General features: G+C 65.8%; 25 protein-coding genes. 19 read left to right on the forward strand and 6 right to left on the reverse strand.

All coding sequences use genetic code 11. The features are described 5' to 3' along the window. Positions 1–57: 57 nt before the first annotated feature. Positions 58–348: a hypothetical protein gene (locus QZY03_RS02695; RefSeq protein WP_295578048.1), complete on the reverse strand. Its 291-nt coding sequence runs from the start codon at positions 346–348 to the stop codon at positions 58–60. Positions 349–944: 596 nt separating this feature from the next. Here QZY03_RS02695 and QZY03_RS02700 point away from each other — a divergent pair. The 12 genes from QZY03_RS02700 to QZY03_RS02755 all read left to right on the forward strand — a co-directional run bounded on the left by QZY03_RS02700 (position 945) and on the right by QZY03_RS02755 (position 15051). Then, positions 945–1793 carry a hypothetical protein gene (locus tag QZY03_RS02700; protein WP_295578050.1) on the forward strand — a complete coding sequence of 283 codons (849 nt, stop codon included), beginning with the start codon at positions 945–947 and terminating at the stop codon, positions 1791–1793. Then, positions 1790–2602 (forward strand): hypothetical protein, encoded by an 813-nt coding sequence (locus QZY03_RS02705; protein WP_295578052.1) that lies wholly within the window; start codon positions 1790–1792, stop codon positions 2600–2602. The genes QZY03_RS02700 and QZY03_RS02705 overlap by 4 nt, the downstream gene beginning before the upstream one ends. Further along, positions 2602–5568, forward strand: coding sequence for a hypothetical protein (locus QZY03_RS02710; protein ID WP_295578054.1), 2967 nt, complete (start codon positions 2602–2604; stop codon positions 5566–5568). The genes QZY03_RS02705 and QZY03_RS02710 overlap by 1 nt, the downstream gene beginning before the upstream one ends. Next, a complete protein-coding gene (locus QZY03_RS02715) occupies positions 5565–8867 on the forward strand; it encodes an AAA family ATPase (protein ID WP_295578056.1) in 3303 nt (1100 codons plus the stop codon). The genes QZY03_RS02710 and QZY03_RS02715 overlap by 4 nt, the downstream gene beginning before the upstream one ends. Positions 8868–9153: 286 nt before the next feature. Next, a complete protein-coding gene (locus tag QZY03_RS02720; protein WP_295578058.1) occupies positions 9154–9450 on the forward strand; it encodes a hypothetical protein in 297 nt (98 codons plus the stop codon). Beyond that, positions 9447–10595, forward strand: a complete 1149-nt coding sequence (locus tag QZY03_RS02725) for an FtsX-like permease family protein (RefSeq protein WP_295578060.1) — start codon at positions 9447–9449, stop codon at positions 10593–10595. The genes QZY03_RS02720 and QZY03_RS02725 overlap by 4 nt, the downstream gene beginning before the upstream one ends. 10 nt (positions 10596–10605) lie before the next feature. Then, the gene (locus QZY03_RS02730) at positions 10606–11283 is read left to right on the forward strand and encodes an ABC transporter ATP-binding protein (protein WP_295578062.1); all 678 of its coding nucleotides are present in this window, start codon (positions 10606–10608) and stop codon (positions 11281–11283) included. Continuing rightward, positions 11283–12299, forward strand: coding sequence for a hypothetical protein (locus tag QZY03_RS02735; RefSeq protein ID WP_295578064.1), 1017 nt, complete (start codon positions 11283–11285; stop codon positions 12297–12299). Before QZY03_RS02730 ends, QZY03_RS02735 begins: the two co-directional genes overlap by 1 nt. Continuing rightward, positions 12296–12844, forward strand: coding sequence for a TlpA disulfide reductase family protein (locus QZY03_RS02740; RefSeq protein WP_295578065.1), 549 nt, complete (start codon positions 12296–12298; stop codon positions 12842–12844). The genes QZY03_RS02735 and QZY03_RS02740 overlap by 4 nt, the downstream gene beginning before the upstream one ends. Next, positions 12841–13530: a sulfite exporter TauE/SafE family protein gene (locus QZY03_RS02745; protein WP_295578067.1), complete on the forward strand. Its 690-nt coding sequence runs from the start codon at positions 12841–12843 to the stop codon at positions 13528–13530. Before QZY03_RS02740 ends, QZY03_RS02745 begins: the two co-directional genes overlap by 4 nt. Before the next feature lie 38 nt (positions 13531–13568). Then, the gene (locus tag QZY03_RS02750) at positions 13569–14255 is read left to right on the forward strand and encodes a nitrous oxide reductase accessory protein NosL (protein WP_295578070.1); all 687 of its coding nucleotides are present in this window, start codon (positions 13569–13571) and stop codon (positions 14253–14255) included. Between the two features lie 289 nt (positions 14256–14544). After that, on the forward strand, positions 14545–15051 hold the full coding sequence (locus QZY03_RS02755) for a nitrous oxide reductase accessory protein NosL (protein WP_295578072.1): 507 nt from the start codon (positions 14545–14547) through the stop codon (positions 15049–15051). A gap of 232 nt (positions 15052–15283) precedes the next feature. Here QZY03_RS02755 and QZY03_RS02760 read toward each other — a convergent pair whose 3' ends face one another. From QZY03_RS02760 to QZY03_RS02770, 3 genes are all read right to left on the reverse strand, one after another. Further along, positions 15284–16273, reverse strand: a complete 990-nt coding sequence (locus QZY03_RS02760; protein ID WP_295578075.1) for an Rpn family recombination-promoting nuclease/putative transposase — start codon at positions 16271–16273, stop codon at positions 15284–15286. Positions 16274–16429: 156 nt separating this feature from the next. Further along, positions 16430–16948 (reverse strand): hypothetical protein, encoded by a 519-nt coding sequence (locus QZY03_RS02765; protein WP_295578077.1) that lies wholly within the window; start codon positions 16946–16948, stop codon positions 16430–16432. A 210-nt stretch (positions 16949–17158) separates the two neighbouring features. Further along, positions 17159–17416: a hypothetical protein gene (locus QZY03_RS02770; protein ID WP_295578079.1), complete on the reverse strand. Its 258-nt coding sequence runs from the start codon at positions 17414–17416 to the stop codon at positions 17159–17161. A gap of 309 nt (positions 17417–17725) precedes the next feature. Between QZY03_RS02770 and QZY03_RS02775 the strand changes: the two genes are divergently transcribed. The 5 genes from QZY03_RS02775 to QZY03_RS02795 all read left to right on the forward strand — a co-directional run bounded on the left by QZY03_RS02775 (position 17726) and on the right by QZY03_RS02795 (position 21832). Then, on the forward strand, positions 17726–18031 hold the full coding sequence (locus QZY03_RS02775; protein ID WP_295578082.1) for a hypothetical protein: 306 nt from the start codon (positions 17726–17728) through the stop codon (positions 18029–18031). Then, positions 18028–19221: an efflux RND transporter periplasmic adaptor subunit gene (locus QZY03_RS02780; RefSeq protein ID WP_295578084.1), complete on the forward strand. Its 1194-nt coding sequence runs from the start codon at positions 18028–18030 to the stop codon at positions 19219–19221. The genes QZY03_RS02775 and QZY03_RS02780 overlap by 4 nt, the downstream gene beginning before the upstream one ends. Beyond that, positions 19218–20420: an ABC transporter permease gene (locus tag QZY03_RS02785; protein WP_295578086.1), complete on the forward strand. Its 1203-nt coding sequence runs from the start codon at positions 19218–19220 to the stop codon at positions 20418–20420. The genes QZY03_RS02780 and QZY03_RS02785 overlap by 4 nt, the downstream gene beginning before the upstream one ends. After that, the gene (locus QZY03_RS02790) at positions 20413–21129 is read left to right on the forward strand and encodes an ABC transporter ATP-binding protein (RefSeq protein WP_295578088.1); all 717 of its coding nucleotides are present in this window, start codon (positions 20413–20415) and stop codon (positions 21127–21129) included. The genes QZY03_RS02785 and QZY03_RS02790 overlap by 8 nt, the downstream gene beginning before the upstream one ends. A gap of 76 nt (positions 21130–21205) precedes the next feature. After that, on the forward strand, positions 21206–21832 hold the full coding sequence (locus QZY03_RS02795) for a 2'-5' RNA ligase family protein (protein ID WP_295578090.1): 627 nt from the start codon (positions 21206–21208) through the stop codon (positions 21830–21832). A gap of 41 nt (positions 21833–21873) precedes the next feature. Here QZY03_RS02795 and QZY03_RS02800 read toward each other — a convergent pair whose 3' ends face one another. Then, a complete protein-coding gene (locus tag QZY03_RS02800; protein WP_295578092.1) occupies positions 21874–22110 on the reverse strand; it encodes a hypothetical protein in 237 nt (78 codons plus the stop codon). A 168-nt stretch (positions 22111–22278) separates the two neighbouring features. On the opposite strand from QZY03_RS02800, the gene QZY03_RS02805 reads away from it, so the two are divergent. Beyond that, positions 22279–22428 carry a PD-(D/E)XK nuclease family transposase gene (locus QZY03_RS02805; protein ID WP_295578094.1) on the forward strand — a complete coding sequence of 50 codons (150 nt, stop codon included), beginning with the start codon at positions 22279–22281 and terminating at the stop codon, positions 22426–22428. Here the strand turns inward: QZY03_RS02805 and QZY03_RS02810 are convergent. Next, entirely contained in the window at positions 22359–22724 is a 366-nt protein-coding gene (locus tag QZY03_RS02810; RefSeq protein ID WP_295578098.1) for a hypothetical protein, read from the reverse strand. The genes QZY03_RS02805 and QZY03_RS02810 overlap by 70 nt on opposite strands. Before the next feature lie 124 nt (positions 22725–22848). On the opposite strand from QZY03_RS02810, the gene QZY03_RS02815 reads away from it, so the two are divergent. Next, positions 22849–23552, forward strand: a 704-nt coding sequence (locus QZY03_RS02815) for an Rpn family recombination-promoting nuclease/putative transposase (protein WP_295578096.1), incomplete at its 3' end; no start/stop codon positions are given.

A 23552-nucleotide genomic window follows, 5' to 3' on the forward strand; every position in this document is an offset into this window, starting at 1 on the left:
CCCGTGATGATCTCAAAAACAGACTAAATTCTGCCTTGAAATCGCTAAAAAGCGACATCAAGCGAATCCAGTCGTTCTTTCTTTTGCCGCATACAATTTATGCCAGCAGTTTGTCCGCATAATTAATAAAGTCTCGATAATGCAGTATTCAATATGCGGACTAAGCCAATCAGCCAACAATGATACCGAGTCGCTATCCATGGCGCCGTCACTATTGATGAGATCGAAAAAGACGCTGGCGTCGAGAGCAGCAACAAGCCGGGTATCGTGGAGTTGTGTCTGCGTCGCAGTAAACGTAATCATCGAACGCGCCGCTCGGGAAAGCGCCAAGCTGCCGACTGCTCGCACGCCAGAGATCCTTCACCTGAATGAGAAGGTCCAACTCGCCCTCTAATTTCTTTATAATCAATGTGCCAGCATTCCCGTTGAGGTTTATGAAGCGTTGGAAAAACTTTGTCGTTGACGTTAGATCGTCAGACGCCAACGACTCTAAACAATAGGCTACCATATCTGCGCAGCAGAAAGAAGATAGTAGTTTCAGCGTGTTATCCTGTACTGATTGGTTTTCACCTGACAGTGACCGGGTGCCCACTGAACCTGTGCTTGTAGACTGGACGCTGCTCGCGCTATCGGTTGGGCGGCGAATACTTTCCGGTCACTTCGGGCAGGTGGCGGCACTTCATCACGCTAACTTAGGTGCTGCAAAGACGTGAGGCCGGACAAGTTCCGATCGTCAACTGGCGGGAAGCGACACTCAAGGAGCGGTCAGCCGCGCAAGAACACTTCATCAACATATTGAGGGTAGCGACGATCCTGCACATGGGGTCCAGTTCGGGGCCGGCGAGTCGCCTTGCCCGGACGCTCCCCATCGACTAACATGCAGCGATCCGCTGTTCGCAAGCGCCCTGCGACACCCCACACCGGAACCTAGGGAACCGCACCAATTGAGTGCCGAGAAACTGGAGCGACTGCTGAACGACCTGCGCACCAGCCGGAAGGGTGCGGCAGCAGACCAAGCCGACGATTACGACATCCGCCTCGCCTCAGTTACCGCAGCACTCGCGGATGTCCCGCTGCTCCATGGGACGGCCCAGGCGCATCTGCCGGATATTTGGGATAAACAGTGTCTCGACTCACGGCGGACGCTGAACAAACAACCACTTGAGCATCAGATCTGTTTAGACACCTACGATGCGGTTTACGCTTCCGTCGGCGTCATGTACCCACAGCGGCAGGCAGCCATCGCGTTCGCTTCGAGCATTGATGAAGATCCGGACCTCAGAGTGCACGGCTCGCCTTGGGATACCGGTGCCTTCTTCAAGCACGTTGCACCGCGGTTGGGCCTCGCTACGGATGAAGCCAGGTTGGACTTCTTCCAAAAGCATACGCTGGCGGCACCTTTTTATCGGCAATACCTGATCGCTTACGTCGCCACCTGTTTCGCTTGCGCTCGCGACTATCTGCAAAGCGCGCCTTACCGACATCCCGACCCGGAAGGCGTGATGAGCGCGATGCCGGGCGAGATCCTTTTGAGGATATTCGAGATCCGGGTTTGTCCGTCGCTGCCGCTGCGGCCGCCCGGTATCCTTGCCGTGTTTCTTGCGTCGCCCCGCTTCCTCACGCGGGCCTTCCGAGAGCGCGTCGAGCCCGCACTTCGGAGTACCGGAATTGCAATCGAATATTACGGCCGACCTCCGTCACGCAGCGTCAAGATCAATCCCACCCCGGACGATTTGAGACGATTCGTTACCGACTGGATCTGCAAACGGACCCCGCGCGAGGCCGGGCCATGAACGAAACCATAGCAGGCTACCTGGTGATCGGCGCTACCGCGGCGCCGGGCGGCGACGAACTGCCCCAGTACCTCGACCCCGTGTGTCTAGCGTCGGATCAGGGCGAGACGCTCTTTGTGGCCAACGTGGAACCTTGGGACGGCTCGCCGTCGGCATTCCAGCCCGTACCACGCCAAACCTTCGACGAGGAATGCGACGCGGGATATTGGCAGCGGCTGGAGCAGCGATTCGCGTTTGATTGGGGCTGGCATCTGGTGGCTCTCGATGCCGCCAAGCCCCCGTTCTACCTTCCCGCCCAGGACGCCGCGCGCATCGTTCAGGGCCGCGGCGAGGACGCCTTGGAAGCAGTCGCCGCGGACCTCGAGCTAGGCAGAGGCGGCGGCGAATCCGACGAGCGCATCTGGTATGCGGCGCGCGCGCTCCCGCGAGATCCTTTTCCGCTGCTTGCACTCCTTGCCCTGGAGCGGGAACGCCTATCTCCGACCCTTTTGGCGGACCTAGAATCCGAGCTGCCGGAGCAATACCGCGCCCCCTCTCCCCTGCACGGACGCGCACAAGAGCAGGGTTGGCACACACTGCTTCAGCACATACGCAACGACCGGGTCGGCGCGCGATTCATGGCGGCTGCTGGTGACCGGCCTGCGGAGTCTGCACGACATTCTGGGGGCTCTAGGGTCAACCGACCGAAACTGAGGCACCTGCCAAGCCAGCCATGGTTGAACCCGTTTCCTGACACACCGGGGTTCTTTGCGAACATCCAGCAGCAGTTCGGTCGCGCGCAGCCGGGGTCCATACGATCGCACGGCTGATGGTCATCACCTTCTATTCCTACAAGGGCGGGGTGGGTCGGACGCAACTGCTGGCCAACACCGCCGTCGCCTTGGCGAACCGCGGCCGCGACATCGTGATGGTCGACATGGACCTGGAAAGTCCGGGGCTGCACACCTATTTCACCACGAGCGACAGGTCAGGCCCGGACGAACATCTGCGCGACGATGACCTGACGGATTGTCCCGGTCTGATCGATGTCCTCACCGATCAGTTGGAGGATGGGGGGTCGGCGCCGGAAATCCGCGGCCTGCTGATCCCGGTTGATCACCGGGCGCGTCAGCCCGAGGGTGGGCGCCTGCGGCTCCTGCCTCCCGGGCGGTTGGACGAGCACTATCCCCGACGCGTGGCGAACTTCCCCTGGGAGGCGTTCTACGCCGAGCGCCGGGGCTACGCTTTCATGGAGTATGTCCGCCAAGCCCTGATCGCCGGGACCGAAGCTGACCCTTCCCCCGACTTCGTGTTCATCGACAGCCGTACTGGGCTGACCGATATCGGGAGTATCTGTACCGCCCAGTTGCCGGACGTTCTGGTCGTTATGTTCGCACTGCACGCTCAAGGCATCGACGGTGCCCGGCGCATCAGCCGCGCCGTGACCGCCTATCGCGCCACGACCAGCGAAGTGCCGCGTCTGCACAAGATCTTCCTGCTGCCCTCTCGGGTCGACGAAAACGGGTCGATCGACAAGCGTGATCTGATGCTGGGGTATGCGGTTGACCAGCTCGGCGAGCTGGGGGAGCTACTGATCGAGCTCAACGACCGACTCCCTTACGATCCCCGGATCGCTTACGGCGAGCAGATCGTCGTAGGCTCCACCACCGCGCGCCCCACCTATTTGTCCCAGGCCTACGAACGCTTCGCGAACCGTCTCGTCGCCCTTACCGGACCAGTCGCCAGCCGGGATCAAGCGCCAGCGGGGTTCATCGCAGCACCTGTCGCGGCGCCGCGGGAACTGTTCGCCGCCGTCGACAGCCTCGACGCCGAGGTACGACAACTATCCGAGTCGTGGGCCGTGCTCCAAGAGGGCACGATCGCCAGCCTGCTTCCCCAGGCCCACGGGGTCGCCGACATTCTCCGAGGCGCGAGGGCTGCCTATACCGAGATCTGCGGCATCATCGCCCGCCTGACCCCGGAGGGCGATTCACGCCCGGCCCTCGACTTCTGCGAGCGGCTGACCGACGTTGAGATCACGCTCGATGGGGTCCGCCGCCAGGCCAAGGAGTGCGCAGAGATCTGGATTCGGCGCTGGATGGAGCAGGCGAAGCAGCGCTTAACCGCGGTTGGCGTTGCCAAACCGGGGGTGGTCGAGGGGTACTTAAGTGAACTGGGAGACGCGGCCCGCAGCGAGAGTTACGACGATCTCGAGGCCCGACTGACGAACATCGAGTCGCTGCTCAGGCGCGACTGGCTGGACCAGCAGCTTCGCGAGCGCGGTCTGAGCCAGGATGTGCTTGGGCGCGCAATACCGGATCGGGCAGGGCGCCGACAATGGCTTGAGGATCGACTTGCCCGCTTGCTGGAAGAGGGGGATCTGACAGACGCCAGTCTGATGAACCAGATCTGGAACGCACTCCGGCTGCTTGCCTCGCTCCTCGACGAACGACCCGACGGACGCCCGGATCCGACTCATTGGAGTGCTTACGATCTACTGTGCATGCTCGCCTCGACCGAGCAGTCACGGGACAAGCGTCAGATAGATCTGGACTGTTTCGTTGAAATCGGCTGCGACCTTTGGGTTCGCGATTGGCACGCCCTGTTGTGCGCCGATGACACGCTTGGCCCCGAGTGGCCCTGCGGCCTCGACGCGAGGGCGCAGCTCCGACGCGTTGCTGAAGCCCGGCGTCCCGAGTTCGATGCGCTGGTTGACTCGGTCGCGCGCGATTTCATGGCCCGGCAACAGTCCCATTCCGCACTGCTGCGGCTGTTGGATCAGCGGCGCGACGATCCGGTGGTCGCACGCGTTGTGGAGCGGCTGGCGGCAGACCTCACCCCCGCGGCCAACCGAGACCTGCTCGCGAAATGGCTCGCTATCCGCGCCCCCGAGCGACCGGAGGGACTCGTGAAAGCCTTTCTGCTCGGGCTCGCCGAGGAAGGCTACGAGGTGGAGGCGTTTGTCGCCGCCTGCGCCTTCCGGCAACGCCATTCCGACCGCGCCGGACAGGAGTGGATTCCGCATCTTGCGGCGCGCTATATCGCCCTGCTTGGAGAAACCGCGCGGGGTGCGGACATCGCGTTGCTGCTGGCGCAGCCGTCCTTCATCGATGTCTTGTGCCGGATCCGCCCTGGGCTTGCGGTTCCTGTGCTCTTGGCCGGGTTTGAACTGGGTCCGGTGATCAATGTGGATACACGACGCACGGTGATCGCGAACCTGTTGCACAGCCAGCGCCCGCAGGACCTGCCACAGTCCGTCACCGACTGGTTGCAACTCGTGGAGCGAAGCGAGGCGCATTCGGAGACCGTCGCCGTCAGGCTCGCGGAGATCCACGAACGCGCGGCAAGCCTGATGGACATGACCCCTTATCGCGGCTGGGATCCGTCCGTCCACTTCTCTAGGAAGTTCAGGGAGTACTGGGAATCCCTGTGCGCGAGGCTGCTGGACGAGCCCGGAGGACCAGGCGAACGTGCGCGTCTTGCCGAGGTCCCGAACGCCGAGGACTGGATCCGGGAAACGGCGGATCAGTTGAAACGCGAAGGCAGGCGATTGTCGAAGCCGCAAGGCGCCGCGGCGACCAATTTGATTGAGGGATACCGGAATATGGCGGTGGCGATCAGCGAGCTGGCGGCAGCGGGGCCTGCAGGGGTATCGATCCGCTCGGTTCTGGAGCAGCAGATGCAGCGACAGGCGGCCCTTGGCGACTTGGCGGCTTGGCTCGCAAGCGACCCCCAGGACCGCGGCGATGGCTTAGGTCGGCGAGTCTTGCAAGCGTTTGGGTTGAGTGATCCATGAGCGGCGACAAGTCCAACTGGCTTGAGGCGGCACGCCCTCCCGAAGAACTCCTTCGCCTCGATCCCCTCCTGGTGAGGCTGATTGGGACGGCACCACGGGATTTCCAGACCTTCCTCGACGACCTCATCGCGTGGGGTGCCGGCATCCGAGATTACGTCTCGGCCGCCGACAACTACTTGGCCCGGCAATCCTTCGCCGAGGCGGCCGGATGTCTCCTGCGCATCGCCTCCCCGCAGAGCGAAGGGGCGGCTCTGTCCCAGCGCTTGGTGCGGGAGTGGTCGGACTGGCGGCGGGACGTCGAGGAGCATCGGGACCGCGCCGCCGCCGAGCGACACCGTCTCGTCGCGTTGGACTGCAACCCAGAGCATCGGGGAGAGATCGATCGGGCGCTCGCCGAGATCGAGGCAAGACTCGGGGGCTTACCCGGCAGCATGGACAGCCTGACTCGGGCCGATCTCGAACGTTTCGCGGCAATCGATCCTGCCGAGCTCGACGCAATCCGCGAGCAGCGCGGCTATCTGAGCCTCTACCTGGAGGAAGCGAATCGCGAAATCCTCACGCGAGAGAGGGAGTTGGACCAACGCTTGGCAGCGATCCGTGATCGCAGCGGGCAGGCGATCGGCAGGCTCCTCAGCAGTGCCCCGCTGGATCCGAAGGACGAGCGGGACGCCATTCGGCTACAGGGCGAGATCCGCAAGCATCTGGAACAGCGGGAGAGCGACGCCGCCGCGACCACTCTGGAGAGGCTGGAAACCCTGGCTGGAGGAGGGGAAGCGAAGCCGCAACCCGCACCGACTCGCATGACGCAAATCCCGGAGAAGCCCGCGCCGCTGCGCTTGTCGACCATCGCACGGAAGGCGCTCGAGGCGCAGAGCACTTATCCAGCGCCCGAGACACTGCCGCAAGCGCTGCGTGAGCCACCGGGGTGGGATTGGGATGCCGAGCGCCTCGCCGCGCTTGCCGCGCAAGCACTCGCCTTCGCCAAGACGGGCGGGGACCGGGGCGAACCAGCCGATGCGGAGGTTGCGAGGGGCGCCTATCTGGCGATGCGAGCCAAGCAATGCTTGATGGGGAACGAATCCCACGACGCGCTGGTGTTCTTTCGGGATGCTTACGCGTGGTCCATGGAACCGCCGAATGGATTGCCCGAACCTGCGCGGTGGCGGCAGGACTGCGCCTGGGGCCTGCTCCTTGCCACCGCACTTGCCTTCAGCCCGAAGGAAGACCGCGATGCCGTGATTGCCCCGACCAACCTCGCCGCGCTCTTTCACGGCGACCTCGGACGCCTGGCACTCGGTGCGATGGATGACCGGGGGCTCTTTTCCGACCTGGCGCACATCCTGCTATCCATGACGCCGGAGACCATGGAGCGTTTCCTGCGAGAACACCTGTGGAACCACATTGGGTCGCACCCGATCGCCCTCCAAGACCTGATGCGCGGCCTGGCGTCCGATTTCCCGGAGATGCCGGGCCGGGTGCTCGCTGTCGTTGCCAACCTGATGGCGGAGTTCGGCGATGACGCGGAGCGCGGGGGAGCGGCAAGCCTGCGCGCGTTGGCCGCCCGGTGCAGCGCAACTCAAGGCGACCCACGCCAGGTGCGCCATCTGTGCGACGAAGCCCTGCGCGGGCTGCAGCCTCATTGCGGGATCTCGGGCCTGGCTGAGGCCGCCCGCGAAGGTCTGGAGTCGCGGGTCGCCGCCCTCGCAGACTCCCCCGTACCACGGGTCACCGTCCAGGTGGTGTCGGGCAAGAACGGATTCTCGTCGCGTGATCGATTGGTGCTGCGTCTGCATTACCCAAGAGGCGCGGACATTCTGCGGCGCGTCCGGATCGAGCCCCGCTTGGACCTGGCGCAGACAGAATCGGCGGGCGGCCTGTTCGAGCGGCCCACGGCCATCGGCCGGCTGAACCCCAACGACACGGCCGAGGTTGCCATCCGCTACCAACGCCCACCCAACCTACCCGGACCAGCGACATTGAAGATCAACGTCACTCGCTGGGACGCGACCGAAGGAGTCACACTACCGGTCGAGGTCCACGGCGAAAGGACACGATTCGCTGTTACCCCGGACGTCCCGCCTGGGGCCAAGCCCCTCAATCCCTACGTAGTCGGCCGGGCTATCAAGGACATCGACCGCATCTTCGGCCGACAGGAGGAGATCGAGGAAATCGTCCGACGGCTGGTCGGCGAGCGGCAGGACAATGTCGTCTTGGTCTTGGGCGATCGGCGCATCGGCAAGACCACGGTGCTGAACCATCTCCGCGAGCATCGCGCGATCAAAGAGCGGTATATCTGCGTCTTTTCGGACCTCCAGTCGGCCGGGGACTTCCGCGACAGCGCGGTCTTCTATCGCGCCTATTTGATCGACCCCATCCGGCACGCACTCAAGGACAATCGCCTGGAGGACATCCAGGCGCCGAGTGCCACGGCATGGTCGGAGGCGCCGCACAAAGCATTCGAGACCTTCATGGCGGCCGTCGACAGGGCGGTGGGAAGAGCCGGGAAGCGACTCCTGGTCCTACTCGACGAGCTGGAAAAGGTCTTGGTCGCCGATGAGCGGCGGCGGGATCGGGACCAACCCGAGGCCGAGTTGCCGGACGAGGCGCTGGCGGCCATCCGCGCCGTCTTGCTCGCCTCGCGCTCCGTGAGCTTCGTCCTGGCCGGGGTCACCGACGTGGTACGCCGCCACATTGAGGGACCCCAGAACCGGTTGTTCAATCTCGCACTGTCCGTCGAGCTGCGGCGGCTGGAGCCGAACGCCGCCAGGAGGCTGATCGCCGAGCTGGCGGCTCCGCACTTTGTCGTAACGACCCTGGCCCAAAAGCGCATCGCGGCGGAAACCGGCAATCACCCTTACCTGCTGCAATACGTCTGTTTCGAAATCTTCGAGTGGATAATTCGTGAAGGCGAGCTGGTGGCTACCGAAGCCGACGTCCTGCGCGCCATCGAGCAGGACGTCATCCCCAAGGCCCAGCCCTTCGGCTATGTGGTGGAGACCCTCCGCGACCGCAATGACCTGGTGGTCTTGGACGCGCTCGCGGCCCTTCACGCGGGGGCTGGGTATGTCTGCGTCAAAGACCTCCTCCGGCATCTACGGCGCAAGGGTCTGGAATGGTCGGAGGACGATCTGGTCCAGCGTCTCGATTCCATGTGCCGACAGGCGCCGAGTCTCTTCGTCCAGCAGAAGAACAGGCCTTCTCGGTACCGGATCGAGGTCCCGCTGGTAGCGCGGCACCGCAAGCGCTTACAGCAGAGCCGCACCAGCCTCGTGGTACGCACCCCGACCGACGGGGGTTAGCCGCGTGTGGATTCGTTGTCACGACCGCCGCCGGGGTTCGATCGAAGCCCTGAAACACGCGTGGACCGGCCTGGGGGCGGCCGGAATCGCAGACGATCGGCGCCAATGGGAGTCGAAGGGAATCGATAGCGAACGCGTCCGGATGATCCGTCCGTCCGGTCGCGCTGACCTTAATGGCGCGGGACCTTGACCTTCATCAATGCCGGACGGCCGGACTAGCCCCAGAATCCGGACCGCCCCTGTCGGCTGCGTAAGCCGGGGCGACCCCCAGACGCCGATGTAACTTATGCGTAAGTCCGACATCTTCCTCTACGCGGTCGCCGCGGCCTCGGGCCTGCTGCTGCTCAGTGCACTGGACGCAGGTCTGCGCGCCCGCGCCGCGGCCCCGGTGATCGCCCAGCGGTCCGCGTTGGTCGCGGCCCTGGACCTGACCGATCTGGCCCTCTTCACCGAGGCGCGCTATACCCGCCACCCGAGCCAAGCCGATCTGCACAGCGCTTTCCAGGACCACCCAATGGCGCTTGAACATTTCCCCACCGGCTCACTGGTGCCGGCACCACTCCCAGGACGGCCGTTGCCATGAGGGAGTTCCTGCGCCGACAGCGGTATCTGATCGACTACAGCCTCTCGGCCCTGGCCCGGCGGCCGGGAAAACACTTGGCGCTGCTCCTCGTTTACACCCTGGTCGTCTTCCTGCTCGCCTCGGTGATGCTTTTCACCCAGTCACTGCGCCGGGAAGCGGCGCTGGTGCTGGCGCAGTCCCCGGAGATCATCCTGCAACGCCAGATGGCCGGCCGCCATGACCTGATGCCGACCGAGTACCTGGATCGGATTGGACGCATCCGGGGAGTGAGCGCGAAATACGGCCGACTCTGGGGCTATTTCTACGATCCGGCCGCGCGGGCCAACTACACCCTGATGGTTCCGCCCCCCGGATCCCCCGAGTACCGGGAACCGGCGCCGGGGGAGATCGTGATCGGCGCCGGCATCGCCCGCACCCGCGGCCTGGACGTAGGCGACTATCTGAGCCTGCGCTCGGCGCGGGGGGAACCCTTCGCGTTCCGCGTCGCCGCTCTCCTTCCGCACAGCACCGAACTCGTCAGCACCGACCTGATGCTGCTCGGCGCGGGCGACTTCCGCCGCTTCTTTGCCTTTCCTCCGGACCGCTTCACCGACATCGTGCTGCAGGTGCGCAATCCGCGCGAGGTGCGCAAGGTGGCCGAGAAGCTCAGCCTCGCCCTGCCCGACACCCGCCCGATCCTGCGCGAGGAGATCCTGCGTACCTACGACGCGGTCTTCGGCTGGCGCCAGGGACTGGTCTTCGTGCTTATGGGGGGCATGGTGCTGGCGTTCGTCATCTTCGCCTGGGACCGGGCCGCGGGGCTCAGCTTTGATGAGCGCCGCGAGATCGGCATCCTGAAATCCATCGGCTGGGAGACCGCTGACGTGCTGCGGATGAAATTCTGGGAGGGGGCCATCCTGTCGCTGACCGCGTTCTTCCTCGGCTATCTGCTAGCCTACGCGCATGTGTTCTACCTCGCGGCCGCCCTGTTCGAGCCCGTGCTCAAGGGCTGGGCGGTGCTCTACCCGGATTTCCGCCCCATCCCCTTCGTGGACGGGCTCCAGATCGCGACCCTCTTTTTTTTCACTGTCTTTCCCTATACGGTGGCAACCATCGTGCCCATCTGGCGGGCGGCGGTGACCGACCCCGACGCGGTGATGCGTTAAGAATGCCATCGTGATCGAACTGCGTGACGTCAAGAAGGTCTTCAACCAGGGGCGCGGTAACGAACTTTGGGCGGTGCGCGGCGTGACCTTGGATCTGGAGCCGCGGCAGGTGACGGTGTTCAAAGGCCCGAGCGGGTCGGGGAAGACCACCCTGTTGTCGATGATCGGCGCACTCTCCAGGCCCACGTCCGGACGTATCTCACTCGACGGCACGCTGCTGTCGAACCTGCCGGAACGCTTCATGACGCAAGTGCGGCGCAGCACCTTCGGCTTCGTGTTCCAGCGCTTCAATCTGATCCGCGGCCTGACCGTGCTGGAGAACGTGATGTTGCCGGCCTACCCGCTGGCGCCGGACTACGGCGACCTGCGGCACCGGGCTCACGCACTCCTCACCCAGTTCGGCATGGAAGCCAAGGCGAGCGACAAGGTGGAATGGCTGTCCGGCGGCGAGGCGCAACGCGCAGCCATCTGCCGGGCACTGATCAACGGGCCGCGTATTCTGATCGCCGACGAACCCACGGCTAACCTGGACAGCGCCCGGTCACGCGAACTGGTTGGTCTGCTCGGTGAGTTGCAGGACCTGGGTAAGACGGTGCTGGTGGCCTCCCACGATCCGCTGGTGTTCGAGTCCGCCCGCGTCTCACGGGTGGTCGAACTACGCGACGGCCTGCTCGCGGAGGACGCCTGATGCTGATCAGTCCCGCGGTGCTGGCACTCAACGGGGTCTCCTTCACGGTGACCCTGATGCTCATACTGGCCGCCGGTTTCGCGCTCCAGGTGGTCCGGCATTGGGACATCACCAGCGGCAGCGAACGCCAGCTCGAACTGGAGCGACGCACTTACCTCATCGCGACCCTGGTGACCTGGAGCTTCGCCGCGGCGGTCGTCTCACTGCTACTCTTCGTCTACAACGCCGAGCAGATGGCGAGCCAGTTCGTCGGCGCCATGTGCGCCACCGGGGTGCTCAACGCCCATCCGCTGGGCTGGCCGACGCTGTTTCTCAAAATCCTGATCTTCTTTGCCGGCGCCGCCTGGTTGATGCTCAACCGGCTGGACAACCAGGCCCCGGACTATCCCCTGGTGCGGGTGAAATACTGGCTGCTGCTCGGGCTCCTGCCGCTGGCGGCACTGGAGGCCGGGGTGCAGCTCGGCTATTTCCTGGGACTGGATCCGGACGTCATCACCTCCTGCTGCGGGTCACTGTTCACCGCCGATGGCGACGGGGTCGCCGCCACCGTCGCGGCCCTGGATCCCGGTTGGTCCCTGGCGGCCATGTATGGGCTGGGGCTCATCGTGGCCGGCCTGGGCACAGTGCATGGGTGGCGCGCCCGCCGCGCCGCGAGCGGCGTCGGCTTCGCCCTGGCCGGCGCCCTGGCGTTCGCGGCGGCGCTCGCGGCCATCGTCTCCTGCGTGGCACTCTATGTCTATGCGCACCCCCATCACCATTGCCCGTTCTGTATCCTCAAGAGCGGACACGGATTCATCGGCTATTGGCTCTATCTACCCTTGTTCTCAGCCACCGCCCTGTCCCTGGGGGTAGGGCTCATCTCCGGCTGGGGCCGCATCCCCAGCCTGACAGCGGCCGTGCGGGCGGATGGACGGCGCTTCACCGCCCTGGCGCTGGCCCTGTTCGCGCTCTTCTACGCAGTGGCGACCTACGCTATCCTGACCTCCAATCTGACAATGACGGGGGTGTGGTGGTGAGCGATCCCGGCGGCGAATGGCGCATGGCGAATGGCCGGCGGGCCCGGCTTGGCGCCCGGGCCTTCCTGCTCCTGCTGCTCGCGGCGGGTGCGCTGCTCGGCGGCTGCGGCGACGCGCCGCCTACGCTCACCAAGGGTGAGCCGACCCCCGCCTTCACGCTCGATGCGCTGACGGGCGCGCCTGTCGCCTTCCCCGCGGATCTGGCCGGACAGGTGGTCGCGGTGCGTTTCTGGGCGGATTGGTGTCCCTTCTGCGAGGGCGAGATGCGAACGATCGAACCCGTCTACCGGGCCTATCGGGACCAGGGCTTGCGCCTGCTGGCCATCAACGTGCGGCAGGACCGCGCGACCGCCGCGGCCTTCATCGCACCCCTCGGGATCAGCTACGAGGTACTGCTCGACACCGACGGCGCCGTGGCCCGCGCCTATGGTGTCAGCGGCCTGCCGACCACCTTTTTCCTGGACCGCCAGGGCCGACTAGCCTCGCGCATCCTGGGCGAGTCGACCCCGGAGGTCTTCGAACGGGTGATCAAGGGCCTATTGTGAATCCCGAGCTGACCCTGCCGCTCGCCTTCCTCACCGGTGTGCTGGGCGCCTTCCATTGCCTGGGGATGTGCAGCGGACTCGCCGGGGGCTACTTCGTCTGCCGCGGCAGTGGAGTCGGCGCCGTGCTGAGTTATCACGGCGCGCGCATCCTGGTCTATGGGGTCCTGGGAACGGCCGGCGCCCTGGCGGGCCGCGTACTGGTGCAACAGGGAATCCTCGGCAAGGGACAGGGGCTGCTCATGATGCTCGCGGGCCTGGTCATCGTCCTGCTCGGCCTGAGCCGGATCCGGCCGCTTGCGAGCTGGAGCAACCAGCGCGCCGGACCGACGCAACCGCCGCCCGCGCACCGAGAGGTCGCTTTCGGCATCGCGCCGCCGCGCCCCGACCCCTGGCTCGCGGCACTGGCCGGGGCCGGCAACGGCCTGGTCCCCTGCGGTCTGACCGTCACTATCGCCATCGCAGCGGCGGCCACCGCGGACCCGGTACGCGCCGGACTGCTGATGCTGGTGTTCGGTCTGGGCACCCTGCCGACCATGGCCCTGGTCAGCCTGTTTGGGGCGGCCATCGGCCGGCACGCTCAGGGCTGGTTCGCCACCCTGGCCGGAATCTCTGTCGTCGTCCTCGGCCTTTGGACGCTGTACCAGGGCTGGGTTTTTTTCGACATCATCCGCGGTCTCAGCAACTAAAGACCGCTTTTCACGCGCAACCGCAGGAGTCTCAAACCATGTGCGACCATCATGATCACGACCAAAGCCGCCGCGACCTGCTCAAGCTGGCCGGTGCCCTGGGCCTCGTCGGCCTGGCCGGGCCTGCCCTGGCTGCAAACGACAGACCGATCGGCGCCATGGTGCCCGGCCAAGGCTGGGTTCCGGCCGACGCTGCGGCCTGTGCCGGCGACGGCACCCCGCTTCAGTTCATTCCCCGCACGGCCCCGGACCCGGATCCATTGACCGATGAGCTGAAGAAATACCCCAGGTGCCCCTACTGCGGCATGGACCGTACCGAGTATCAGCACAGCCGCCACTTGGTCCAGTATGACGACAATCTGGTGGACGGCGTCTGCTCCATCCACTGTCTCGCCATCAGCCTGGCGCTGAATATGGATCGGGGTCCCAAGGCCATGTATGCCGCCGACTTCGGCTCCACGGCGGCGATCAAGCCCCTGATCTCCGTGGATGCCGCCACCTACCTCATCGGCAGCAAGCTCAAGGGCACGATGAGCGCAGTGAGTAAACTCGCCTTCGCGGACAAGGCCGCGGCGGAAGCGGCCAAGGCCGAACAGGGCGGCGAGTTGGGAAGCTTCGATGCGGCCCTGAGCCAGTCCTATCTCAGCATGGCGAAAGATACAGTGATGATCCGTAAGAACCGGGCCGAGAAGTTAAACAAAATGATGGAAAAGAAGGGCACCTGACCCGATCCGCGCACTGCAGTCCAAGGCTTTACCGTGAAAGTGCGTAGTCAGGCCATCCTGGTCTGACGGCGTCGGGACTGGAACAGTCAGGGCTGGAAGCCCTGACTACGCAACCTCGCACGCCGGCAGTTGCGGCAGTGGTCGAGAGGACTTTGATGTTCCGGGGTGGCGGGCGGGCGCCATGGCCGTTAGCCTTGGCGCCCGCTGACCAACAGGCGGGCGCGTGCCGAATACGTGCCCAGACGCTTCAGCGTGGTACGCATACCATTGTTTTGACGCGATGGATCAAATGAACGCATCCAAGCGACCCGTCATGCTTGCGGTCCTGTTGTTGCTGACCGCACTCAGCCCCACCAGCGGCGCCGCACCAGTGGACACCCCGAGTCCGGCGCCGACCGACACCTGCCCCGTGTGCGGCATGTTCGTCGCCAAGTATCCGGACTGGATCGCCACCGTGCGCTACCAGGACGGCCACGCCCACCACTTCGACGGCGCCAAGGACCTGTTCAAGTACCTGCTGGACCTCCCCAAATGGGCGCCGGGGCACCAGGCCGGGCAGATCGCAATCATCGCCGTGACCGACTACTACAGCGTCACCCGCATCGACGCCCGCCAGGCCTGGTATGTGATCGGCTCGGATGTGCTCGGTCCCATGGGGCATGAACTGGTGCCGTTCGAAACCCGTGAGGATGCGCAAGCCTTCCTGCAGGATCACGCGGCCAAGCGCATCCTGCACTTCGACGACGTGACCCTGAAGCTGCTTGGCGACCTGGATGCCGGACGCTTTCCGCAATGACCTCGGCAATCCGAGGTCGCGGGGCCGGAACGGTCTCGATCGGCAGGTGCTTGTGATGGGGGAAGCCGGGAAGTCCCGGAAAATGAGGCCAATTCCGGGGACAGTTTACTCAACTCGGTATCTGTAGCAATTGGAGAGACAAGTAAACTGTCCCCGGAACTCATTGGAGAGACAAGTAAACTGTCCCCGGAACTCCGGCGGCCGTGAATCGCCCCCGCCAAGTAGTAGACGCCTAATGTTCCGTCGGTGTAGTGCGCAGGGCGCGGATCGCCTCGCGGGATAGCCCGGTCAGATCGGCAATAGCCGCGTCGTCCAGGCCGCTGCGCTCGATCAGTGCCGCGGCCATTTCACTGCGTGCCTCCGCCAGGCCCTCCTGGTGCCCCTCCTTGCGCCCCCGCTCAAGGATCTCCGCATTCCACTGTTCGACCCGTTGTTGCAGCATGATATGCACCTCTTGAAAGTCATTGATGTCCGGCAGGCGGATGCCGGGGCGCTTCTTGCGGATGAAGCTGCGGTAGATCCAACGGCCGAAGGCGCGCTTGAGGCTGTCCAGGGCACCGCTATCCAGGAGTGCCACCAGCCGGGCGTAGACCGCGAGCCAGGTCGGCTCGTCACGTGCCTTTTCCAACTGGAACAGGGCGGCGACCAGGTTGCGCACCTCGGCCGGGTAGGCCGCGTCGCCCACGATCGCGCCTTCGTCGAGCAGCAGGTAGGGCCAGTGGGGACGATAGTGTGCCAGCCCGCCCGGCGCCGCGTCGATCAGCACGGACAGTTGCGTCGGCGCCGTCCAGCGTGACTCGCCGTTGTAGAGCACCACCGGCAGCACCGGCGGAAGGGTCCCGGCCGCAGTCAGGGCCTTCTGCGCGATCAGATCCTGGTACAGGAGCGAGACATAGCAGGCGATCCGCACCGCCATGAAGGGGTCTACGGTGCTTTGGAACTCGATCAGAATATAGACGTAACACCAGCCGTCGGCCCAGCGGACGCGCCAGATGATGTCGTCTTCGCGGTCGCGGTAATCGTCGGTGACATAGCTCCCCTTGACCGTCTCCAGCGAAGCCAGGTCCAGGGCCTGGACCCAGTCCTCCCGCACGAAGCCGGTCAGCAGGTCGCGGACCATCTCGGCGTGGGAGAAGAGTTGCTTATAGCTGTGGTCATGGTGGCGTCCGGCGGCCGGGGCGCGCCGTTGGCGGGGACCGCGGGGGTGGCGGGATCGGGTCATGGCTGGCGTCGGTGGGTCAAGGTGGGTGGCTTGAGCGGTGCGGGTCGGCACGGGTGCTTCGCATCATTGAGCCCCATTGTAGCCGGGCCGGGCCCGCTGCGCGGACCTTCACCGGTCGGGTTCGGACTGGGCTCGGTTTCCCGCGTTGGACCCGGGTTAGCGTCCGCGCCCGCCCAGCCAGCGGACCAGCGCCAGACCCAGCGCCAGCGCCAGCAGCACCATACCGATCCCGGCGACGGCGGTGAAGAGCGCGAGGACGGGCCAGTTGGGTCCGCTGTTGGCCGCAGTGGCGGCGGGTACCGACTGCCCGAACAGCCAGCCCGGCAGTGCGCCCCAGTCCCGCGGCATCCCGTTGAGTGCAAAGTCGAAGAAGCTGGCGAACAACACCAGCGGAAAGCCGAAAACGGTGAGAAAGGTGACCAGGCGGGCGGCGCGCTGTTCGGCGTAGGCGCGCAGGGTGTGCTCCAGTTCGTCGAGGGTGCGCTCCAACTGCTCCAGTCGAGCGCCGATGCCCCAGCGCCGCTCCAGGCTGGCGCGCAGGGCCGCCAGGCGCGGGTCGGCGCGGCGTTGGCGATCGGCGCGATCAGGCAGCCTTGAAGGGTCGGCGTTAGTAAGGCCAGTTCGTTTGCGGCGGCTGAACCAGCGGCGTCCGAATCGCGCTGCGGGCGCGGCCAACCCAGCGCCAGGCGCTGCTTGGGACGGTCAGTGGCGGCCGACGTCGGGACGGTCCCGCCCGGTGCCGCTTGGATCGCTCCGATCGGCACCGGCAGGCACGCCTCGAACGGGCACACCACCCCATCGGCGCAGCGAAACCGCAGCGCCAAGCTTGGCTTGTATAGCCTTCTTACCTGACATCCGGACAGACCCATGGTGTAGGGGCGGGTTTTAAACCCGCCGCGCGCCGACCCGCGGGATAGCCCGCCAGCCCGAACCGGGCTCGATCAGGCAGGCATCGACAATCCGCCGGCACCCGCCCGGGCCCTGCATGGGCAGGCGCAGTTGCAGGGTCTCGGCGTGGTCCAGGAACGGCTCAGGCGCGGCCTGGGTGCCGACCGTGCGCTGCCAGTGGGCAAACAGGTCCGGCGGCGCATCCAGTCGATCGAGGCCGCGGGCCAGGGCCGTCAGAAAGTCGTTCCAGGTCATGTTCGGGTTCCGATATCAGCGGTTGCGGGCGGACGGCGGCACCGTCCGGACGGGGTTGAAAGGAAACCCGGCAGCGGCGACGGTCGGGTCATCAGATCGCGGTTCAACGCCGGTCACGCGACAATCAAGTGCTCTTGCCGGGGTGCCGCCCCGACCTGCCATGCTCGCCGGCGCTGCCGCCCGTCTTGTCTCGCTGACGCCTTGGTGTCTGGCGGCAGCGCTGCCAAGAGCCGGTGCCGCGGGGCACCCTCGACACCGGGTCACGAAGGCCCGTCCTGCGCCGGTCGATACTCAGGCTCCAGCGTCGCGTTGACCAAATGGGGCGATGCGGTGAGTTGGGACGGGCCGCTGGAGCGGCCCGACGACACTCCCGCGCTGGAGCGTGGGAGCGAGAAACATGGGCGCGAGAAATGCCGGACGCTTTTGATTCAGGTCAAAGCCCGCCGCTTGACCGCCGTCTACACTGCATCCTGCTCCGGTTGGCCCCCTCCACCCCCCTGCCAATCCTTCCATCGGCAACCGACGACCAAGGTCCGCGGCGCCTCCCCCGAGATCACCATCGATCGCCCGGCGGCGGGCCGGACCCAGGTCGCCCTGATCGAGTCGTACGCATGATCCTGCCCAAGATACCCGGCCGCACCCTGGCGCTGTTCGGTTTACTGATCCCGTTGCTCGGAGTCTTCCTCTGGCTGACCCTGACCTCCGGACCCCTGGCCCCGATCCCGGTCACAGTCACCAGGGTCGCCGACCGCACGGTCGCACCGTCCCTGTTCGGTGTCGGCACCGTCGAGGCCCGCTCCACCTACCGCATCGGACCCACCATGGCCGGACGCGTGCAGCGGGTCGAAGTCGAGGTGGGCGATCAGGTGCAGCCCGGTCAATTGCTCGGTGAAATGGACCCGGTGGACCTGGACGATCGGGTGGCCGCCCAGGAAGCGGCCCTGCACCGGGCCGAATCCGGGGTGACCGCGGCTCAGGCCCAGGTGCGGGACGCCCAAGCCCGGCGCGATTTCGCGAGTGCCCAGGTCCACCGCTACGAGCAACTCCTGTCGGCCCAGACCACGAGCGAGGATCTGGTGGGCGCCAAGCGGCAAGAGGCGCAGGTGACGGCGGCCGGTCTGGCGGCGGCCCAGGCGAACCTGGAGTCCGCGGAACAGGAGTTGGTGCGGGTGCGCGCCGAGCGGGCGGCGCTGATGCGTCAGCGCTCCAGTCTGCGGCTGCTCGCCCCGGTCGCCGGCCTGGTGGTGTCGCGCGACGCGGAACCCGGCAGCACCCTGGTGGCCGGACAGTCGGTGGTGGAGGTGATCGATCCGACCAGCCTGTGGATCGACGCCCGCTTCGATCAACTCGGTGCCGCCGAACTGCGTCCGGATCTGACTGTAGCAATCAGCCTGCGCTCGGCGCCCGTCGGTAACCTGACGGGGCGGGTGCTGCGGATCGAACCGCGGGCCGACGCGATCACCGAGGAACTGCTGGCGAAGGTGGCGTTCGCGACCCTGCCCGACCCCCTGCCCCGGCTCGGGGAACTGGCGGAGGTCAGGGTGATCCTGGCACCCCTGCCACCCGGCCCGGCACTGCCCAATGCGGCCCTGCACCGGCGCGACGGCGCGCTCGGGGTCTGGGTTCCGGGCGGCGACTGGCCGCGCTTCGTGCCGGTGGAGACCGGGGCCGCGGACCTCGACGGCTGGGTGCAGATCCGCTCCGGCCTGGCGCTCGGCGAACCGGTGATCCTGCACAGCCAGGCACCCTTGAGCCCCCGGCGGCGCGTCCGGGTCGTCGACGCGATTCCGGGGGTGCCGCAGTGATCAGCCTGGCCGGGCGCGACATCCTCCATGCCTCGGGCAAGTTCATCTTCACCGGCGTGGGCCTGGGGCTGCTGATCGGGGTCACCCTGTCCATGGCCGGTATCTACCGGGGCATGGTGGACGACGCCGACACCTTGTTGGACAACAGCGGGGCCGACCTCTGGGTGGTGCAGCAAGACACCCTGGGGCCTTACGCCGAGTCATCCAGCCTCTATGACGACCTCTACCGCGGCATCCTCACCGTGCCGGGGGTGGCCCAGGCCGCCAACGTGACCTATCTCACCATGCAGGTCGGCGAAGGCGCGCGGGAGCGCCGCGCCATGGTGGTGGGCGTGGTCCCCGGCGGTCCCGACGCGCCCGGGCAACCGCAGCATCTGGTCGCGGGGCGCCACCTCACCCGCGGTCATTACGAGGCGGTGGCGGACCTGATGACCGGGCTGCGGCTCGGCGAGCAGGTCCGTATCCGCCGGAATCAGTATAGGGTGGTGGGGCTGACGCGGCGCACCGTCTCCTCCGGCGGCGACCCCATGGTCTTCATCCCGCTGAAGGACGCCCAGGAAGCGCAGTTCCTCAAGGACAACGACGCCATCATCCATCAACGCCGCCGCACCGCGGCCAACCCCGCCTTCAACCGCCCCGGCCAACCCGGGACCCTGGAGGCGGTGCTCGCCTCCCAAACGGTGAACCCCTCGGTCAACGCGGTGTTGGTCCGCTTGGACCCGCACGCCGATCCGGACCAGGTCGCCGGCGAGATTCGGCGCTGGAAGCGGCTCACTGTCCACACCCGCGCCGAGATGAACGAGATCCTCCAGGCCAAGCTGATCGCCACCTCGGCACGCCAGATCTTCATGTTCCTGGTGATCCTCTCGGTGGTCAGCGCCGCCATCGTCGCCTTCATCATCTATACCCTCACACTGGGCAAGATCCGGGAGATCGCGGTGCTCAAACTGATCGGCACCCGCAACCGCACGATTGCCGGGATGATCATGCAACAGGCGGTCGGGCTCGGGATCATCGGCTTCATGGTGGGGAAGATCGCGGCCACCCTGTGGGCGCCGATCTTCCCCAAATATGTGCTGCTGCTGCCCGGTGATGCGGTGCGCGGGTTCCTGATCGTGGTGGTGATCTGCGTGCTGGCGAGTCTGGTCGCCATCCGCGCCGCACTCCGGGTCGACCCGGCGGAGGCCATCGGTGGCTGAACCGGGCTTGGGGATTCGGATTCAGGGACTGCACAAGCGCTATGGCACCGGTGACACGGCCGTGGAGGCGCTCAAAGGCGTCGACCTGGCGGTGGCTCCGGGTGAGGTGGTGGGGCTGATCGGTCCCTCGGGCTCCGGCAAGAGTACGTTGCTCAAATGCCTTGGCGCGGTGGTCGAGCCCACCGGCGGACGCATGACCTTGGGGAGCGACCTGATCTATCACGACGGTTGGCGCATCCCGGACTTGCGGGCGCTGCGCCGGGATAAGATCGGCTTTGTCTTCCAGGCGCCCTATCTCATCCCCTTCCTCAACGTGACCGACAATGTGGCCCTGCTGCCCATGCTGGCCGGCCGGCCCAATCGCGAGGCGCGGGCCGCGGCGCGCGAACTCCTGGCCGCCCTCGACGTCGCCCACCGAGCCGCGGCCATGCCCTCGCAGCTCTCGGGCGGCGAACAGCAGCGGGTCGCCATCGCCCGCGCCCTGATCAACCGCCCGCCGGTCATCCTGGCCGACGAGCCCACGGCACCCTTGGACAGCGAGCGGGCCCTGGCGGTGATCCGCATCCTGAACCGCATGGCCCGCCAGTACGCCACCGCGGTGATCGTGGTCACCCACGACGAGAAGATCATCCCCACCTTCCAGCGCATCTATCAGATCCGCGACGGCCGGACCCATGAGGAGGCGGGCTTGGGGAGGATGCTGGAGTGACGGTTGCCACCTGCTGTGCAATCGATCGGTGGGACGACCACACTGGTTGCCGGCCATTTTCTCCAGGATGCCCCGGATGCACTTCAGCCGCTCCCCATACACGCTTGCATTGGAAGACCGCGACTATCCGGAATGGCGGCGTGGCCGCGAGCGCTATGCCATCTGGATGGTGGACGCCGACACGGCGCCGCTGCGTGAGCGCGTCGGTCGGGTGCGCGGGGAACTCGCCGGACTCTTCGCCCCACACCAGCGCAGCCCGCACATCACGCTGCAAGTCTGCGGCTTCATCAGCGAACCGGCGATCCTCGACGACGATTTCGACGGCGCCATGCTGGCGCGCCAACGCGCGGCGCTCGCCGCCGCCCGACTGCCGGCGTTCACGCTCGACATCGGTGGTATCGACAGCTTCGATTCGGCGGCCTTTCTGCGGGTGCGCGACCCCACTCGCGGACTGGCCGCGATCCGTGAGGCGTTGGCCACCGGACACCCCGAGGTCTGTCCCGGTCGCTACACCCCGCATCTGACGATCGGCCTGTATCGCGACCGCTTCGCCAAGCGTGCGGTGCGCCGCCGGTTGGCGGCGCTGGCGGCCCTGCCGCCGCTGCGTCTCGCCGTGCGCGACATCGTGCTGGCCGGCTACGCGGCGCGTAAACTCGATGGTCCGCTGGAAACGATCGAACGGGTGGCGCTGGGGCAGCAGTGAACCTACGCATAGCCCGGCTAGCCCCGTGGCCATACCTTGTACTAGGAGCCCACGGAGGCCGGGGCCTGCTGCTGAGTCAGGCCCTGACCTTGTTCACCACGCCGGTCATCTATCTGGCCTTCGACCGGCTGGCCCGGCGGGTCACGCGGGGACTGGCGGGGGTAGTCCGTGCCTGAGACTACCGTGGTTCCTCGGTGCCAGCAGTTCCAAATTTGGGTGGTCGCCGCCGGCAGCGAGCTGGTGGCGAGGCTGACGGTGGATGCGCTGCGCTTATCCACCCTACAAAACCGGCACCGCTGTAGGGTGGATAAGGCGCGCCGCTCGGTGTCAGGGACCCGGCACGTCGGTCGCGCGCGCCGCATCCACCAGGGGCCGCCCAAATTTGGAATTGCTGCCTCGGCGCCCCTTTACTTGTCGCCCCGGTTACGTCTGTCTACACTGCGGCTATGCACCATCCCATCGATCCCAAGGTCGACTGCGTCTTCAAGGCCCTATTGGGGGCGGAGTCCAATCGCGACCTGCTGATTCATTTCCTCAATGCCGTGCTCGGCGCGGACCTGCCCCGGCCGATCGTCGCCGTGGCGATCCAGAACTGAGTAAATTCGCTGCCGATGAGGTCGAAACCGAGGAGCAGCGGTGGCTGAAGTTTTTCAACGAGGCGGAGCGTCTGGACGAAGACGCCCTGCCGGCCTGGATGCAGACCAAAGAGATGAGGCGAGCCATGAGTACCCTTAAGGCCTTTTCCGAGAAAGAGCACGCCTACCACGCCTACCAGGCGCGGCAGAATTATCTGCGCGAACAGCAGAGCATCCAGCTTGAATTCGACGATCTGCGTGCGGAGGTCGAACAGGCGCGGGCGGCCGTCGAGCAGGCGCGGGCGACCGCGGAGCACGAACGGGCGGCCAAGGAAGAAGCCCTGGCCGAGAACGAGCGGCTGAAGGGCCGCCCAAATTTGGAATTGCTGCCTCGGCGCCCCTTTACTTGTCGCCCCGGTTACATCTGTCTACACTGCCGCTATGCGCCACCCCATCGATCCCAAGGTCGACTGCGTCTTCAAGGCCCTATTGGGGGCGGAGTCCAATCGCGAGTTGCTGATTCATTTCCTCAATGCCGTGCTCGGCGCGGACCTGCCCCGGCCGATCGTCGCCGTCGCGATCCAGAACCCCTACAACGAAAAAGAATTCCTCGATGACAAACTCACCGTCGTCGATGTCAAGGCCAGTGACGCGACCGGGCAGCAGTTCCAGGTCGAGATCCAATTGCTCAATCACCGCGACCTGCCGGCGCGCATCCTCTACGGTTGGGCCGACCTCTACAGCGCCCAGATCAAGGAAGGCGAGAGCTACCGTAAGCTGCGCCCCACCTATGCCATCTGGCTGCTGGGCGAGACGCTGCTTCCGGATGACCCCAACTATGCCCACGACTTCCGCTTGCGCGACCAACGCGGACGCGTCTTCCTGGACCACGGCGGCATCTGGCTGCTGGAACTGAGTAAATTCGCTACCGATGAGGTCGAAACCGAGGAGCAGCGCTGGCTGAAGTTTTTCAACGAGGCGGAGCGTCTGGACGAAGACGCCCTGCCGGCCTGGATGCAGACCAAAGAGATGAGGCGAGCCATGAACACACTGAAGGCCTTTTCCGAGAAAGAGCACGCCTACCACGCCTACCAGGCGCGGCAGAATTATCTGCGCGAACAGCAGAGCATCCAGCTTGAATTCGA

The sequence above is a fragment of the uncultured Lamprocystis sp. genome (assembly GCF_903933125.1).
Classification (GTDB): domain Bacteria; phylum Pseudomonadota; class Gammaproteobacteria; order Chromatiales; family Chromatiaceae; genus Thiodictyon.